Origin of the sequence: Frankia sp. AgPm24, assembly GCF_023243055.1 — a bacterium.
GTDB lineage: Bacteria > Actinomycetota > Actinomycetes > Frankiales > Frankiaceae > Frankia > Frankia umida.
Window position 1 is genome coordinate 1 of record NZ_JALKFW010000151.1, and the last position, 16,382, is coordinate 16,382.

Below are 16,382 nucleotides of genomic sequence, written 5' to 3' on the forward strand. Positions count from 1 at the left end.
GGGCCTTTCGACGGCTCAGCCAACCACAGAGTGTCCGGGTCCCGTTTCCACCCGGTGAGCATCAGATCGGTTTCCCCATGGCTGATCCGCCGCTGTTCCTGGGACCACACCCGGTGCCGTTCGGCAAGCGCCCGGTTGTACACGTAGCGGACACAACCGAATGTTTTCGCGAGGTTCTCCACCTGGTCGGAGGTCGGGTAGAAACGGTAGCGGTATGCCCGCTTCACCACCCGACTTCCCACACCTGGCAGAATACGCGATTCCCCGGTCATTCTGGCAGCCGAGTTGACGCGTAGGCCCCGCACTGAAGGACGGGGCCCGCGCGCTACGTTTCCCGGTCATCGCACGCGACCATCTGCTGCGCCGGCAGCGGGAACGCGCCGGGCTCGCCGCCACGGACGTGACCGTCGAGGACGACGCGCTCGCCCTGCTGGCGGGCGAGTACACCCGGGAGGCCGGGGTGCGTGACCTGGAGCGGGCGATCGCCCGACTGCTGCGCAAGATCGTCGCGCGGACCGCGCTGGGCGAGGCGACCCTGCCGGTGACGGTGGGGGCGGCGAACCTGACCGGCTACCTGGGCCGGCCGAGGTTCACCCCGGAATCGGCGGAACGCACCGCGTTGCCGGGCGTGGCGACGGGACTCGCCGTGACCGGCGCCGGCGGGGACGTGCTGTTCGTCGAGGCATCGCTGGCGGACGCGGAGACCGGCGGTTCGGGGCTCACGCTCACCGGTCAGCTCGGTGACCATGACGACGGCACTGGCGTCGTTGCTGTCCGGGCGGCCGGTGCGCGCGGACGTGGCGATGACCGGGGAGGTGTCGCTGACCGGGCGGGTGCTGCCGATCGGCGGGGTGAAGCAGAAGCTGCTCGCCGCGCACCGGGCCGGCCTCACCACCATCCTGTTGCCCCAGCGTAACGGGCCGGATCTGGATGACGTGCCCGCCGCGGTGCGCGAGGCACTCACCGTCCATCTGGTCACCGACGTGCGGGAGGTGCTGGAGCTGGCCCTGGACCCCGTTTTCGCCCCGGCGCCCCGTCCCCGGCAGGGGCGCGGGGCCTGATACCCCGGGGGGGGGGCCACCGGCGGGGGGCCCCCCCAACAGGCGCGCAAGGGACGGCTGGCCACAGCTGCGGGGCGACGCGCCGTGGACAAGGTAAACACCATGTGACGGGGGTGCACGAAGGCCCGATCGGAGCTACGGTCGGGACGTGGATGGTGGCCGCTGTCTTCGGCAGGAGCGCATCGCGCAGCAACGCATCCTGGGGCTTAGCCGCCGAGGGGTGCGCCAGAGACCGCGCGACAATCGTGGGCCGGCGCATCTGCCGAGCCGACCGCCTGGCCGGCGAAGGCGCCGCTCGCACTGACCGGTCATCCAGCCGGTCCGACCTGGTGCTCGTCGTGACCCAGTGGCCCGCTACAGTTGTCGGATCCCATGCCGCCGTGGCGAAGGGGCCCGAACGAGGTGGACGTCCTCAAGCAAGGCTGGGTCGGTCTTGTCCTGTTCTGCGCGGCCCTGGTGCTGATGCCCGCTCTGGTCTTCGGCTACGACAAGGGCGCCTCGAGGGACGACGAGGTCCGTGCCAGTCCCTCGCCGACAGCCGCGACCACGATGCCGCTGCCGGTCGGCACCGGCATCCTCCCCGCGCCCAGACCGGTACTCGCCTTCGCCGGCATCCAGACGGGCCAGCCGATCGCCGGATTCCGGCGGATCGAGATCAACTCGCTGTCCTACACCGGGCCGCTCAACTGGGTGCTGAACGGACCGATCGAGCCCTACCAGATCAGCCTCGCCCAGCCGCCGTACATCTTCGCGCCCGGTCCGGACCAGGGCTGGCAGACCGACCAGGTACCCAACGGGCAGTACACCCTGACCGCGATCCCGATCCGGGAACCGGACATGGCGATCTCCGTGTCCTTCACGGTCAGTAATCGTGTGAGTGTGTCCGGTTGATCGCTGGTCCGGGCGCGTGACGAGGCCGTCCGAAGACCTTAGTGTCAGCGGGATGGATCGTCTGGTGTGGATCGACTGCGAGATGACAGGCCTCGACGCGACGTCGGACCTGCTGCTGGAAGTTGCCTGTCTCGTTACGGACAGTGAACTTAATGTGCTCGACGAAGGCATCGATCTGGTGCTGGCCGCGCCGGACGAGGCGCTCGACGCGATGGTCCCGGTCGTCCGGGACATGCACAGGACGTCCGGTCTGACCACCGCCGTCCGCGCGTCCACGCTGACGCTGGCCGACGCGGAGAAGCTGGTGCTCGACTACGTCCGGGAGCGGGTGCCCGAGGTGCGCCGGGCCCCGCTGTGCGGAAACTCGATCGCCACCGACCGGACGTTCATCGCCCGGTACATGCCCGCGCTGGACGGCCACCTGCACTACCGGATGATCGACGTATCGTCGATCAAGGAACTTGCCCGCAGGTGGTACATCCGGACCTACTACGCCGCCCCGGCCAAGCGCGGCGGCCACCGCGCGCTCGCCGACATCCAGGAAAGCATCGAGGAACTGCGCTACTACCGCGAGGCCCTGTTCGTCCCCGCGCCGGGACCCGGCACCGAGCAGGCCCGCACCATCGCCGCGGACGTGCGCGCCCGCACCGAGGCGGCCCAAGCCGGCCTCGTCGCCCGTCGGACCGACGCCGCCGACGCGACCGCCAGTTGAGATAACTGTTGCCGCCCCCCCGTCCACGTGGCCGCTGCGACCGGTATGATGCCTGTGCACGGTGAGGCGCCCACGGCGCCACGCCGTACATGGTGGGTGTAGCTCAGCTGGTAGAGCACCGGGTTGTGGTCCCGGTGGTCGCGGGTTCAAGTCCCGTCACCCACCCCAGATTCCTTCTCGCCATGCGCGAGTCTCCTGGCCGCCCGCGGCGTCTGATCGTGGCCGGTCCTTCCTTCCTGGCTCAATGGTGATCATGCCTGCCCGCCTGCATGTCTGCCTGTGGGTGGGAAGAATCGGTGGGGGTTGGCGGTTGTGCGGGGCAGGTAGTTGCTGATGCAACTATCCGGCCGCTGTCGCAGCCGCACGTGTGAGAGCTACTGGAGGACGTCATGCCCGCCGTGACCGCCGATACCGTCCACCTGCCGCGGCTGGCCGAGCCTGGCCTCGGCGATGTCGACCGTCCGGTGCGCAGGATCACGACCGCGCCGGGCGGGTACGAGGGGGAGGGTTTCCCGGTGCGCCGGGCCTTCGCCGGGGTGCGCCTCGCCGACCTCGACCCGTTCATCCACATGGACGAGATGGGTGCCGTCGACTACGGGCCCGGTGAGCCCAAGGGCACGCCGTGGCACCCGCACCGGGGCTTCGAGACCGTCACGTACATGATCGACGGGACGTTCCAGCACCAGGACTCGCATGGTGGCGGCGGGCTGATCGCCGATGGTGCGACGCAGTGGATGACCGCGGGAGCGGGCATTCTGCACATCGAGACGCCGCCGGCGGAGCTGGTGGAAAGCGGTGGGCTGTTCCACGGGGTGCAGCTGTGGGTGAACCTGCCGGCCAAGGACAAGTTCGCCGCGCCGCGCTACCAGAGCATCGAGGGTCCGCAGGTGGCGCTGGCCGCGTCGCCGGATGGTGGCGCCCTCGTGCGGGTGATCGCGGGAGATGTCGGCACGCGGCAGGGGCCTGGCTCGACGCACACGCCGATCTCGGTGGTGCACGTGACGGTGAGTCCCGGTGCGACGGTGCACGTCCCGTGGAACCCGGAGTTCAACGCGCTCGCCTATGTGCTGGGCGGCCGTGGCGCGGTCGGGCCGCAGCGGACGGCGATCGAGGCCGGTCAGCTGGCCGTGTTCGGTGCCGGTGACCTGGTGACGGTCGCCGCGGCCGAGCGGCAGGACTCGGTCAGTCCGCGGCTGGAGGTGCTGTTGCTCGGTGGACGTCCGATCCGCGAACATGTCGAGATGCACGGGCCGTTCGTCATGAACACCCGCGCGGAACTGGTCCAGGCCGTCGAGGACTACCAGGCTGGACGCCTCGGTGTCATCCCCGCCGACGCCCTCATGCCACACCGCGTCTGACGCCACACCGCCTCCAGAGGCCCGCACCGGGCTCTGCGGCCACACCGCGTTCGGGGTGCCGGTCCCGCGCGTCCGGACTTGTACCCGGATGTACGAGGCGGGTGCCGTGTGGGAAAGGCGTCGGTATGCTCGCGGTATTCGGAAAGCCTTCGGTTCCTTGCGGGTGATTGTGCGGTGCCGCCATCATCGATGGTGTCGGATTCGCTGAACCTGCGCGAGCGACGGGGACGGCGATGCTGCGCAAACCTGAATCGGTGGGTGTGGATGCCGATCGTGGGTCCGGTTTTCGGCTGGTGGAATGGCCAGTCGAAAGTTTCCTCGGGCAGATTCCCACGGTCGGCCGCGAGGAGATTCTCCGGCTTGGCACGCCACGCGTTTTCGCCGATGAGGAGGCGTTGATGTGGGAGGGTGACCAGTCCAGCTTCGTCGTCGTTCTGCTGGAGGGCTGGGTGAAGGTCACCGCGGCGACGGAGAACGGGCATTTCGCGTTGCTCGCGATTCGCCGGGGTGGCGATCTGGTGGGGGAGCTCGCGGCGATCGACACGCTTCCCCGCATGGCGACCGTCGTGGCGGCCGGCCCGGTGCGTGCGACGGTGCTCTCGGCGGAGGCGTTCCTCGGCTGCCTGCGTCGCCACCCGCTGGTGCACCAGGTGGTGAGCGGCACCCTGGGGGCGAAGTACCGCGCGGCGACCAGACGCCGGGTGGAGTTCGCCGGCTACCCGGTCGCGCTGCGGGTGATGCGGGTCATCCTGGAACTCGGGCAGATGTACGGCCGCCCGGTGGCGGACCAGCACGGTGCGGTCGCCATCCCGTTGACCCAGCCGGAGATCGCCGCGCTCGTGGGAGCCGCCGAGCCGACGGTGCACAAGGTGCTGCGCGATCTGCGGCGGCGCGGCCTGCTGTCCACCGGCTATCGGTCGGTCATCATCCGGGATCCGCGGTTGCTGCGGGCGGAACTCGCCTGCCTGGATTCGGGCTCCCGGGCGGTGCAGGAGAACTACCGCGCTGCCGGCGCATGATTCTGGACCACCCGTACATCGCTTTGACAGCGCGGCATCTGGCGTCCGCCGGGACGTCCGGGCGGGCCGGCTGTTCCGGTGGCTGTTGGTAGGGTGCCGTCACGGGCGGGGAGGAAACCGGACGGGTGCGGGCGAAGGCGGGGGCACGTGGGGCTGCGGCGGGTGACGGCGGTGCGGTACGCGGCGGCGCTGCGTGAGGGCGGGAGCCTGCCCGGTCTGATGGAGGGTGACGACCTCGGCACCTGGGTGGTGAAGTTCCGCGGCGCGGGGCAGGGGCAGGGGGCGCTCGTCGCCGAGGTGGTGGTCGGGGAGCTGGCTCGTGCGCTGGGGCTGCCCGTACCCGAGATCGTCGTCGTCGACGTCGACCCGCGCCTTGGCCGTACCGAACCCGACCAGGAGGTGCAGGACCTGCTGCGGGCCAGCGCCGGCGCCAACCTGGGGCTCGACTACCTGCCCGGGTCCATCACCTACGATCCGCTCGCCTTCACCGTCGCCCCGGAGCTCGCGGCGCGGGTGCTGTGGTTGGACGCGCTGACGCTCAACGTCGACCGGTCGTGGCGTAATCCGAACCTGCTGGTGTGGGGCGGCGGCCTGTGGTTGATCGATCATGGCGCCGCGCTGTACCCGCATCATGACTGGGCGAGCGCGGACGGGTCTGTCGCCCGGACCCTGCCCGGCGTGGCTGACCATGTGCTGCTACCGGCGGCGGCCCGACCTGACGCGTTCGCGCGGGCCGACGTGGAACTCGCCGGCCAGGTGGAGGCGGCACTGCTCACCGCCGTGCTTGACCGGGTACCCGCGGACTGGCTGGCGGTGCCGCCCGAGCGTTACGTCCGGTGGCTGCTGGCCCGGGTCGAGGCGCGGGCGACCTGGCGGGACGCGGTGATCACGGCCCTCGGCTCCGCCGACGAGGTGCGGCAGGCCGGTCAGGCCGGGCGGGCGGGACAGGCGGGACGGACAGGGCGGGCGGGACAGACGGGGCGGCCGGAGTGGCTGCGGGCCGGTGACTGGTTGCGCACGGGTGGGACGCGGCCTCGGGGGCGCGGCGATGCCTGAGCTGTTCGAGTACGCGGTGATCCGGCTGGTGCCGCGGGTGGAACGCGGTGAGTTCCTCAACGTCGGGGTGGTGCTGTACTGCCAGCCGCCGCGGTTTCTGGACCTGCGCTGCCAGCTGGAGGCATCCCGGGTCGCGGTGCTGGACCCGCATCTGGACGTCGACGTGGTCCTGGCCCATCTGGGCGCGTTCGCCGCGGTCTGCGCGGGCGGGGCGGGCGCGGGGCCGGCGGGGCGGCCGGGGCCGGGGGAGCGGTTTCGCTGGTTGACGGCGCCGCGCAGCACGATCATCCAGACCTCGCCGGTGCACACCGGTCTCACCGACGATCCGTCGGCCGAACTGGACCGGCTGGCCGACCTGCTGCTCGGCGCACCAGGACCCCGCCCGGCGGGGACTCGGGAGATCACGCCCCCGCCGGGTGGGTGAGGCGGACGGTTACCGGTTACCAGAGCTGCGAGTAGCGGACCGCGGCCTGGGGGTTCTGGAACACGCAGTGCGTGGGATCCCCCGGTCGGAACAGGTTCGAACCGACGTTCGGCGGCTCGCAGGTGTTGAAGTAGTTCTCGTAGTAGAAGCCCTTGTCGGCTCGTTCCCGCATCCAGTCCCACATGAACTGGATGTAGTTCGGGTTGTCGCCGGCACCGTTGTCGTCGTTGCCGCTGACGACACCCCACTCGCCGACGCCGAACAGCTTTCCGTGCTGGCGGGCGAAGTTGTACAGCCAGGTGATGCCACCGGTCTGGTTGGCCTGCTGGTCGAACTGCGCCTGGGTGCGGGAGGGCGGGTAGTGGTCGTAGGCGTCGATGCCGATGATGTCCACGTACGCGTCACCCGGGTAGAGGTCCAGCGGGTTGTGGCTCGCCGGGTTCTGGGAGTAGTGCGCGTTGATGGACCAGTCGAGCAGCGGGTCGGGGCTCGCGGTCGACCGGATGGCGTCGGCGACGTGCCGCCAGCAGTTCACATAGGCGGTCGGATCGCTGCCCGACCACTTGTACCAGTTACCGTTGGCCTCCCAGGCGATGCGGATGATGGAGTTCTGCCGGCCGGTCTCGTTCAGGGTCTGGCCGAACCGACGCCAGTGCGCGTCGTAGGCACCTGTGGCGCAGGTCTGCAGGGAGGTGCCCGGGGTCTCCGGGAACGGCGGGACGGAGATCACCAGTCGGCCCGGCCAGCCGGCGAAGTTCCGCTCCGTCCAGGACGGTTCGACCATGTTCTGCCAGCTGTCCCGGCTGACGAACACCTGCGACAGGTCGCAGGGGCTGCCCCGGTTGGCGCAGAACGCGTCCACGTCCCCTGGCTGTTGGATCGGGTCGCCGTTGACGCCGGACAGCCACGGCAGGCCCGATCGGTGCGGCTGGGACGGGGTGTCCAGGATCTCGCGGTAGCTGTCCGCCCGGTCGAAGCCGCTCCAGGTTCCGGTGGAGGGGCTGATGGAACGGCCGACGTTCACGACGAAGGCCGTGTGCGGGCCTTCGGTCAGTACGGAGGAGCGGTAGAACAGGGCCCTGGTCTGGGTGGCTCCGTAGGTGTTCACCGCACGCGGGTTCTTCCCGTCGATGCTGATGGTGATGACCCCGCCCTGGGGTGAGCGGATTCCGTAGATGTCGATCTGGGAACCGTTGAACCGGATCGCGGCCGTCGCTCCGGCGGCCGTCGAGAAGCGGTAGCTGTTGTTCCTGGTGGCCGGTGCGCACCCGGTGCAGGTCGTCCACAGGTTGACGTAGTTGACCTGGCTGGCGTTGTCCTCGATCGTGCCGTTCTGCACGAACACGGCGAGCGCCGGGTTCAGTGAACCGCCCAGAAGAAAGAACGGTGTCATGCAGATGATGGCGGGCAGAACCCAGGCCCGCATGCCACGCCGGCGACGGCGGTGGCTGTGGCTGTGGCCCGGTGGACCCGAGGATCCCCCGGCTCGGGACCGGAAACGGTCCCATCCTCTGGATTCCCGCCGGTGACGTCCCATGGGCGGCGTTGCGTGCGATGTCTCAGTCATTCCCCCGCCTGCTGCAGTCGGTCATCGGTGTAGGAGCGCCGGTGACAGCCAGCCGTTGACGGGGGGATAGTAGGCAGAAAGGAAGATCAATCTTACTCTCTGTATCGAGTGGCGTGGATCGGCGGTGCGGGCAGTCCCGTCTGTCTGGGAATGCCCGCACGAGCGACTACGCTGTGTACATGCCCGGCCTGTGTGTCGACCGGGTCGGGTGAGCGGGGGTCAGCGGGTGCCGCGGCGCCGGCCCCGCAGGACGGTCACGAGCTGGTCCGTGGCCAGCAGCAGCACGGCCAGCCAGGAGATCACCGCGACCCGTCCGAAGGACGACACCCAGTCGCCGTTCGTCGGCAGGGCATGGCGATCCTGCACCTCGAGCACGTACAGCGCGCTCACCGTCAGGCACACCGCCGGCCCGATCCGGGTCAGCCAGCGCCCACGCGGGACGAGCAGCGCCACCACGGTCGCCAACGCCACCACCACCCCCGCCGGCACCGAGACGAGCACGGTGGACAGCGCCCCGGCACCGACCGCCGCGGCCACGACGATGCGCGGCCCGACCCGGTCGGACGTCTCGGCGCGCCACGGGTCCAGGGTGGGCAGGTCCGGACGATCCGGGCCGCCGTCGACACCGCGCGACCGGCGCCGCCGAACCCGACGCGTGGTGATCACCAGCAGGGCGAGGAAGAACACGACCGTCACCGCGGACAGCACCAGGCTGTACCGGACGATCCGCTGCGGCGCCCAGGTGATGCTCACGCTGAGCGAGCCTGTGGTCGGGGTGATCCGCCAGCCGTTGGCATAGCCGTCGATCAGCCGCGGGGTACCGGCGTCCACACCGTTCACCGTCGCGTGCCAGCCCGGTGACAGGCTCTGCCCGAGGACCAGCCAGAACGGGGTCGCCGGCTTCGCACCGGTGATGGTCGCCTGGTAGGAGGTCGCCGACGTCGAGCGCACGTTCACCTGCGGCTCGGTGGCCGTGCGGGCAGTCGCGGTGCTCTGCCCGGCGGGTGCCGTCCCGGTGTCACCGGCGCCCAGCCACGGTCCGCCGCCGGCGTCGGAGGCGAACAGCAGCCGATCGAGGTCGAAACCGAGCCCGGCGCCGTCCCCGGTGCGCACCACATGCTCGCCGGGGCCCAGGGTCAACGCGCCACCGCAGGTCGACACGCGTAGCCCGAGCCGACTCACCGCGTCCGTCGTGGAACCGTCGACCCGCACACCGACCGGCTGGCCGTCGACGCTGAGCAGGTCGTACCGGCAGGTCCCGGGCAGCTGCGGGGGAAGCGCCGGGTCTGCCGCCAGACCGGGCAGGCCGATCTCGGCGATGCCGACGGGCATCGCCAGCGACGAGCGGCTGATCGGGTCGAGGCTGGTCACCGTGCGGGTGTCCTCGACGACGAACCGCCAGCTGCTGCCGGTGGTGGCGGGGAAGTTCAGGGTGACCTGCCGGGTGCCGCCCCGCTGGTCGGTGTCACCGACCGGCGCCACGGCGACCGATCCGACGGTACGACCGTCGACGATCAGGCCGATCCGGGTGGGCACCGAGTGCCGGCCGTCCGCGACCAGCGCCATCGTCGCCGACGACGCGGTGACCGGGGTCGGGGCCGCGACCTGGATCCACGCGCCGTCCTGCGCGCCGATACCGGGGCTCCACACGGTGCTCTGATCGCCGTCGAAGGCGCTGGACGCCCGGTCGGCGATCGCGCCCGGTAGCCGTCCGGACGAGGTGATCACCGGCAGGGTCGGCGCCCGACCCAGGGTCTGGTCGAGGGCGGCGTCCGAGGCGTAGGCGGACACGCGCGCGGTGCCGGTGAGGGCGAAGGTCCGCGCGGTCGGCAGGTCGAACGATCGGACGATCACCGACTCGGTGTCGGACTTGAACGGTTCCGCCGGGTTGGCCCGGTCCCGCGACATCTGCAGGGCGAGCCGGTGGCTCAGCGACGAGGCACCGGCCGCGGTGAGGGTGTCGCTGGGCATCCGCAGCACCTCGTCGGCGGTCAGCGCCTTCCCGTCGGCGCCGGGAATGTCGACCTCGGCGAAGCCGACGGCGGACACCCCGTCGTAGGTGCGCTGGCGGCCGGTGTTCGTCCCGTCCACCCGGATGCGCAGGGTGCGAAACGAACGACTGGAGAAGCTGACCGTCTGGCCGGCCTCGGTGCGCGAGGACGGGTCGAGGTCGACGGTGACCGGACTGCCGCCGTCGAACGTCAACGTCACCCGGGTGATCCACCGGTTACGCGGCCCGGTCAGTGGCTGGACGAGGCGGATGTGGTCGGCGGTGGTCGGGGTGGCCAGCGTCGCCTGCCACTGCTCACCGGTCGGGTCGGTGAAGGCGCCGACCCGCCAGGCGGTGCTCGGATCGCCGTCGATGCCGCGGGTCGGCCGGTCCCAGGGCGCGTAGGAGAACGTGTTGCCGTAGTTGGACGCGGTGACCGCGGCGATCCGCGCCGGCGCGCCGGGCACGGTCAGCGCCATCGTCGTCTCGTTCGCCGTCGTCTCGCCGGGGAACAGCTCCAGCCGGTTGTCGTTGGGGTCCCGGGTCAGCGGGGCGACACCGGGCTGTTCCACATAGCCGAAGTTCTCCCGCACCCCCGTCCACCGTTCGGCCCGCAGCCGGTTGGTGTCGGAGACCAGCAGGTCCGCGCCGTCGGCGAGGGCCTGCGTCAGTTCCTGCGGATGGGCGGCGAGTTCGGGGGCGTAGAGGATCGCCCGGTGGTCGGCGACCGGGTCGGCGAGCAGCCCCGAGGCCGCCGCGTCCACCAGCGCCTCCGCGTTGCCGCTGACGACCAGCGGACGGGTGGTGCTGGCGGTGCGCAGCGCCGGTCGGGTGGCGGAGACGGGGAAGTCGGCCAGGGCCGGCGGGTCGGCCACCGAGGTCCGGGTGCCGAGCGTGATCTCGTCGGTGAACGGGATACCCGGGTCCTCGGCGACCGGCGGGCCGAACGTCGTCGGGGTGCCGAGACCGTCGGGAATCCTCGAGGTGAACAGATCCCAGGTGGTGCGCGGCCGCGGGCTGCGATAGCGCTCGTAGGCCAGGTTGCTGCGCAGCACCACGTCGCCCGCGCCGATGAGCCGGGCCAGGTCCGGGATGGCGGCGGTCTCCAGCACGCCTTCCTGGAGCCGGCGGTCGAGCGCGCGGACGAGGTCGACGCTGCCGGCCTCACCGTAGGGGATCAGTTCCCGTACGACCAGCGGACGGTCCATCAGACCTTCGGAGACCGGGTCGAGGGTGCTGCCCCAGCGATAGTGGGAGAAGTCGGCGCCGGGCAGTTCCAGCACGCGGGCGTCGCCGCCCCTGGCGTCCAGCGCCTTCGCCAGCTCCGTCTCGTACGACGGGACGTTCTCGGGCCGTACCAGCAGCCGGTCGACGAACTGCCCCTGGAACAGCGGCAGCATGTTCACCATGATCAGGATGATCACGGCGCCCAGCGCGATCCCGGGCACCGCCGGGCGCCAGCGACGCGCCGACCGGTTCGCCCCACGGCGGCGGCCACCCTCGGCCCGGAGGCGGGGGTGCGGATCGGCGCAGCGCTGCTCGAGCGCGGCGAGACCACCGGCGAGCAGCACCGACAGGCCGAGCACCACCATCGGCACGGCGCGCGGCAACGAGCGCAGCGCGAGCCCGGCGGTGGAACCCTCCGCGAAGTCCTTGAACAGCCGGCCCCACGGCGAGGGATCGTCGTACGGGTAGACGCCGACGGCGATCGTCGTGCCCAGCAGGATCAGCGCGACGAAGTAGCCGCGCTGCCCCCAGCGCACGGCGGACGCGGCGACCAGGGCGAGGATCGGCAGCGCGAAGCTGATCACGATCAGCCACAGGGCCTGTGTGTACCGGGTGGCCGGGCCGATCCAGGGTCCGAGCGCGTCCTGACCGTAGAAGAACCAGTTACCCAGGCCGCGCAGCACCTCCGAGGCCTGCGAACTGCTCGCCACCGTCTCGATCGTCTCGGTGAAGGCGAGCACGTTGAGGCCGTAGCCGGCCTGGACGTACAGGCCCGCCATCCACCACGCCGAGGTCACGCAGATCGCCAGCACCGCCCGGACGCTCATCCCGACGGCCGCGCCCCACCGCACCTCGCGGGTGCCCCACACCGCGAACGGTATCCACAGCAGCGGCGCGAACAGAATGAAGATCAGGCTGGACGCGTTGATGCTGCCGATCGTCGTGACGACCAGGGCGAACGCCGCCGGAAACCGCCAGCCGGTCGGCCGCCAGCCGGCCCGTCCCCCCTCGGCCTCCCGCAGCCCCCGGACGGTGATCCCGATCAGCCAGCCGAGCCCCGCGTAGGGCAGCAGGATCGCCGAGATCCGCGCCTCGTACTCCAGGACGTACGGGGACAGCATGTAGCCCAGCGCCGCGACGAAGGCGAACCGGTCCGGCCACCGAAACGACCGCAGCAGGAACAGCACCCCGGCGCCCGCGCCGAACAGGATCGACCCGGTCCACAGCCGCTGCGCCACCCAGTCGGGCAGCCCGACGACCTGGGCCACCCAGTAGAACAGCCCCTGGGGGTACAGATAGCCGATGTTCTGGTGGGTGACGGTCCCCATGCCGATCGCCGGGTCCCACATGGACACGGCCCGACGCAGCATCCGACCCGGATCGAGGTACAGGTACGCCTTGGTGTCCGCGCCGATCTTCCCGGGTGCGGTGGCCAGCAGTGGCAGGTAGACCACCGCCGCGAGCACCACCGGCGGCCACGACGGCCAGAACCGACCGGTCGGCCACCGCCGCCAGGTCGGCCCGCGCCGCCCGCTCACCCGGGCAGCGTCGTCGCCCGGGTGGTGATCCGCGCCCACCGCCCCGCCGCTGGCCAGCGCGTCATCGGGGGTCAGGGCGCCGGGTACGCGCCGGGTGGGGACGTCGGCGCCGCCGGCCGGGTGCGGGGGGTTGGTGGGCTGGCCGTGGGCGTCCGGGCCGGGGGGGCCGGACGAGGTGGTCAGGCTCACGCCGCGACCGGGCGGTTCACCGGCGCCGGCCGGCGGCGGAACCGTCGGCACGGCGCTGGCGGGCGGCCTCGCGGACCAGTGCGGCGAACGTGGCGCGGGCGGTCTCCGCCCAGGTGAAGGTCGCGGCGTGGGCGAGCGCGCCGGCGGCGAGCCGGGCGTGCAGCTCGCGGTCGGTCAGCACACCCGCGAGTGTGCGGCCCAGGTCCGCGGGCTCCACGAGCAGACCGGTCTCGCCATCGATGACCGCGTCGGTGTGCCCGGCGATCCGGGTGGCCACCGACGGGACCCCGCAGGCCGCCGCCTCGGTGATCGTCATGCCCCAGCCCTCCCGGGCGGAGGCCGAGGTCAGCACCCAGGCACGCCGGTAGAGCGCGAGCAGTTCGGCGTCATCGACCCGGCCGATGAGCCGCAGCCACTGCCCGGCGCCCGCCGCGGCGATCTTCTTCTCGAGTTCGGGTCGCTCGTAGCCCTCGCCGACGATCACCGCTTCCATCGTCGGATGGTCCTGCCGGGCCCGCAGCAGCGCGTCGATGAGCACGTCGAACCGCTTCACCGGCACCAACCGCCCGACCGAGAGCACCAGCGGATGCGGTGACCGCTCGCCGGCGGGGGTGTAGGCCGGGTCGATACCCGGCGGCACGACGGTGATGTTGCGCGGCGGCAGACCGAGCAGATCGATGATCTCGTGCCGGGACGACTGGGACAGTGTGAGGATGCGGGTCCGCCGGTACATCGGCGGGGCCACCCGGAACTCGACGGTCTCCCCGATCCGCGCGAGCTTCGGGGAGAGCACCATCCGCCACATCTCGGCGTGCACGTGGTGCAGGAACACCACCCGCGGGCAGCGGGCCCACACCGGCGAGAAGAACGGCATGCCGTTCCAGATCTCGACCAGACCGTCCCAGGGGCCGGTCCGACCCATCGCCCCGGACAGTGCCGTGCGTGGGAACACCGAGTAGCGGCCCGCCTTGCGCACCACCGAGTAGCCGTTGCGCTGGACGGACTCGGGCCGCCCGGGTGCCATCGCCGTGCGCAGGCTCACGTCGATGCCAGCCTGCGCCCAACGCTCGGCGACCTTGTCGGCGTGCAGCTCCGAGCCACCGGACTCGGGATCGTCCAGGTCCCGCCAGGCCAGCACGTGGACTCGACGCATCCCCGAGGTCTCGACGAGTTCCGCGAGGCTCGGTGGGCGCCCCACCACGGCCTCGATACTCGGTGCGCCCAGCTGCTGGGTCAGCAGGCTCGGCGCGACCTGCGAGCCGGCCGTGCCCGAGGACGGCAGGACCAGCCGGGCCGGGGTCGGCGCCAGGGCAGCGTTCGGGTCCGGCGCGCGGTTCGGGTTCAGGGTGCTGTTCGGGCCGCCGGTGCTGTTCGGGACCCGTCCGTTACGTGAAGCGGTCATGCCTGCACCATCCGTCCAGCCGGTCGACCCGTTGCCTCACGGGCCGTACGTCGGGCCGCGGCCAGCACCGACAGGCCGGTGACCACGGCGAGCACCGCCTGGCAGGCAAGATCCGCCCGAGCGGTCGCCGCCGGGTCGCCGTCGGCCCACCACAACAGGGGGACGGTGACGGCGGCGGCCAGCGCCAGCGCCAGCAGGACGCCACGCTCGCCGAGGGCGAGCAGATAGTGGGTGAACAGCACGGTAGCTCCGAGACAGGTCATCGCCGCGGCCAGGGGAAACAGGGCGCCGGAGGCGTCGGTGAAGCGGGACCCGAAGGCCAGCGCAAGAAGTGTGTCCGGTGCGACGAGCGCGGCCGTGAGCAGCCCCGCTGCCGGTACCAGCAGTATTGCAATCGTTGCACCCAGTTGGTGCAGGGCGTGCTGTCCGAGATGTCGCCGATCGGCCGTCTCCGGCAGCAGGAAGCCGGCCAGCACGACCGCGGCCAGCACCAGGACCTTGCTGGCCACGGACACGGCCGCGTACGACCCCGACCGGCCGGGCGCCAGCCGTCCCTGCATCAGAACGTCGACGTTCTGCAGTACTGCCAGCAGTCCGAGCGCGACGAGTGCCGCCCCGACCTCCACCGCCAGCCGCCTGGACGCGACGCCCGCCGCGGGTGCCCGCCCCGTGTCGGGCGTGGATTCGCCGGCCACCGGGACGGACACCGCCGCGAACGACGTCCCGCCGGGGGTGATCCCGTCGGGGCACGCCAGTTCGGGGCACGCCAGTTCGGGGGACGTCCGTTCGGCGACGGCCGGTGTGGGGGACGCCAGCGCGGGTGTGCCGGGTGCGCCGGGGGAGTCGGGTAGGTCCGGTCGGGGCATGCCCAGCGCCTGCGGGTGGCGGGCCAGCGCCCGGCGGGTGTGCAGCAGTGCCGCGCACACCCCGCACAGGACGCCCATCGCCGCCCCGGCCTCGGCCAGGCCGCCCAGGACCAGACCGATCGTGACCGCGGTCTTGACGCCCGCGTCCACCAGCAGGTTCGCGGCCAGTGCCCCGTACTGTCGGGCGCACTGGAGCAGCCCGCGGTCGACGCACAGCAGGCACCAGGCCGCCCCGGCGATGATGATCTCGGCGATGCCGCCGGGGCCCGGCAGGGACAGCTCGTGCGCCACCGCGCCGCGTCCCGCGACGGCGAGCACCGCGACGACCAGCACCGTGGCCACCCCGGCTCGGCGAATGCGGCGTACCCAGCCGTCCAGCAGGTCGGGGCGACCGGTGTGCTGCCAGATCGTCACCCGGCGCACCACGCCGACCAGCAGCGCGCTGCCGGGCATCGACACGACGAAGAACACCGCGATGAGCTGGGCGACCGCGCCATAGGAGCGGGTGCTCATCTGGCGGGCGATGACCAGGGTGACGCCGAGGTTCGCGACGTTGGCCAGCAGCCCGGCCGCGGCGAGCGGGACAGCCCCGCGCAGCGACCCACCGCGCCGGGCACCCCCGGCGGCGGTCCCGGACCCGACCCCGGCCGGTGGGGCCGAGGCGGTCGCGGTCGGGTCTCCCGCGGGCAGGTCGCGGTCGGCGGGTGGCGGGCCGCCCGCCGACGCGCCGCCGCCCGCCGTCACCGCCGGCGCGTGCCGGGTCATCGCGGTACGCCCCGGCGACGGACCGTTCGGTGCTGACGGACTGCTCTGCGGCAGCAGACGGCTCTGCGGCGACCCACGCGGGCGTCCTGCCCGGCGGACCAGCGGGGACAACCGTGGCCGCACCCGCTTCACCCCCGTGACCGGCCGCTTCACCCCGATGGGGGTGGTCGGCGGCGTCCGGCGCCCGGGGGAGAGGTTCACCTGATCGTCAGGGCCTTGTCGGACGAGTCGGACTCGAGGGCGAGGTCGTTGTCGACCATCATCGCGACCAGCTCCTCGAAGGCCACCCGCGGCTGCCACCCCAACACCTCCCGCGC

At 71.9% G+C, this 16,382-nt stretch carries 11 protein-coding genes, 1 tRNA gene and 2 pseudogenes; 8 read left to right on the top strand and 6 right to left on the bottom strand.

Annotated features, from left to right (window positions below; genetic code table 11):
• Nucleotides 1–227: helix-turn-helix domain-containing protein (locus tag MXD61_RS07290; protein WP_374628560.1), on the bottom strand; the 227-nt coding region annotated here is incomplete at its 3' end.
• A gap of 110 nt (nucleotides 228–337) precedes the next feature.
• On the opposite strand from MXD61_RS07290, the pseudogene MXD61_RS07295 reads away from it, so the two are divergent.
• The 8 genes and pseudogenes from MXD61_RS07295 to MXD61_RS07330 form a co-directional block, all read left to right on the top strand.
• Nucleotides 338–1,061: pseudogene (locus MXD61_RS07295) on the top strand (S16 family serine protease); the annotation flags it as partial.
• A 402-nt stretch (nucleotides 1,062–1,463) separates the two neighbouring features.
• The gene (locus MXD61_RS07300; protein ID WP_248812073.1) at nucleotides 1,464–1,952 is read left to right on the top strand and encodes a hypothetical protein; all 489 of its coding nucleotides are present in this window, start codon (nucleotides 1,464–1,466) and stop codon (nucleotides 1,950–1,952) included.
• A 52-nt stretch (nucleotides 1,953–2,004) separates the two neighbouring features.
• On the top strand, nucleotides 2,005–2,664 hold the full coding sequence (orn, locus tag MXD61_RS07305) for an oligoribonuclease (RefSeq protein WP_175084514.1): 660 nt from the start codon (nucleotides 2,005–2,007) through the stop codon (nucleotides 2,662–2,664).
• A gap of 92 nt (nucleotides 2,665–2,756) precedes the next feature.
• Nucleotides 2,757–2,832 (top strand) — tRNA-His (locus tag MXD61_RS07310).
• Between the two features lie 221 nt (nucleotides 2,833–3,053).
• The gene (locus tag MXD61_RS07315; protein ID WP_163549297.1) at nucleotides 3,054–4,022 is read left to right on the top strand and encodes a pirin family protein; all 969 of its coding nucleotides are present in this window, start codon (nucleotides 3,054–3,056) and stop codon (nucleotides 4,020–4,022) included.
• 233 nt (nucleotides 4,023–4,255) lie between these two features.
• Entirely contained in the window at nucleotides 4,256–5,041 is a 786-nt protein-coding gene (locus tag MXD61_RS07320; RefSeq protein WP_248812074.1) for a Crp/Fnr family transcriptional regulator, read from the top strand.
• Nucleotides 5,042–5,194: 153 nt separating this feature from the next.
• The gene (locus MXD61_RS07325; protein WP_248812079.1) at nucleotides 5,195–6,097 is read left to right on the top strand and encodes a HipA family kinase; all 903 of its coding nucleotides are present in this window, start codon (nucleotides 5,195–5,197) and stop codon (nucleotides 6,095–6,097) included.
• A complete protein-coding gene (locus MXD61_RS07330) occupies nucleotides 6,090–6,521 on the top strand; it encodes a DUF3037 domain-containing protein (RefSeq protein ID WP_248812075.1) in 432 nt (143 codons plus the stop codon). Before MXD61_RS07325 ends, MXD61_RS07330 begins: the two co-directional genes overlap by 8 nt.
• Before the next feature lie 16 nt (nucleotides 6,522–6,537).
• On the opposite strand, the gene MXD61_RS07335 is transcribed toward MXD61_RS07330, so the two are convergent.
• From MXD61_RS07335 to MXD61_RS28740, 5 genes and pseudogenes are all read right to left on the bottom strand, one after another.
• On the bottom strand, nucleotides 6,538–7,947 hold the full coding sequence (locus MXD61_RS07335; protein WP_248812076.1) for a glycoside hydrolase family 26 protein: 1,410 nt from the start codon (nucleotides 7,945–7,947) through the stop codon (nucleotides 6,538–6,540).
• A 360-nt stretch (nucleotides 7,948–8,307) separates the two neighbouring features.
• Nucleotides 8,308–13,032 carry an alpha-(1->3)-arabinofuranosyltransferase family protein gene (locus MXD61_RS07340; protein WP_374628562.1) on the bottom strand — a complete coding sequence of 1,575 codons (4,725 nt, stop codon included), beginning with the start codon at nucleotides 13,030–13,032 and terminating at the stop codon, nucleotides 8,308–8,310.
• Between the two features lie 16 nt (nucleotides 13,033–13,048).
• Nucleotides 13,049–14,434: a glycosyltransferase family 4 protein gene (locus tag MXD61_RS07345; RefSeq protein ID WP_248812077.1), complete on the bottom strand. Its 1,386-nt coding sequence runs from the start codon at nucleotides 14,432–14,434 to the stop codon at nucleotides 13,049–13,051.
• Nucleotides 14,431–16,065, bottom strand: coding sequence for a hypothetical protein (locus MXD61_RS07350; protein WP_248812078.1), 1,635 nt, complete (start codon nucleotides 16,063–16,065; stop codon nucleotides 14,431–14,433). Before MXD61_RS07350 ends, MXD61_RS07345 begins: the two co-directional genes overlap by 4 nt.
• 197 nt (nucleotides 16,066–16,262) lie before the next feature.
• Nucleotides 16,263–16,382, bottom strand: a pseudogene (locus MXD61_RS28740) (GDP-mannose 4,6-dehydratase); the annotation flags it as partial.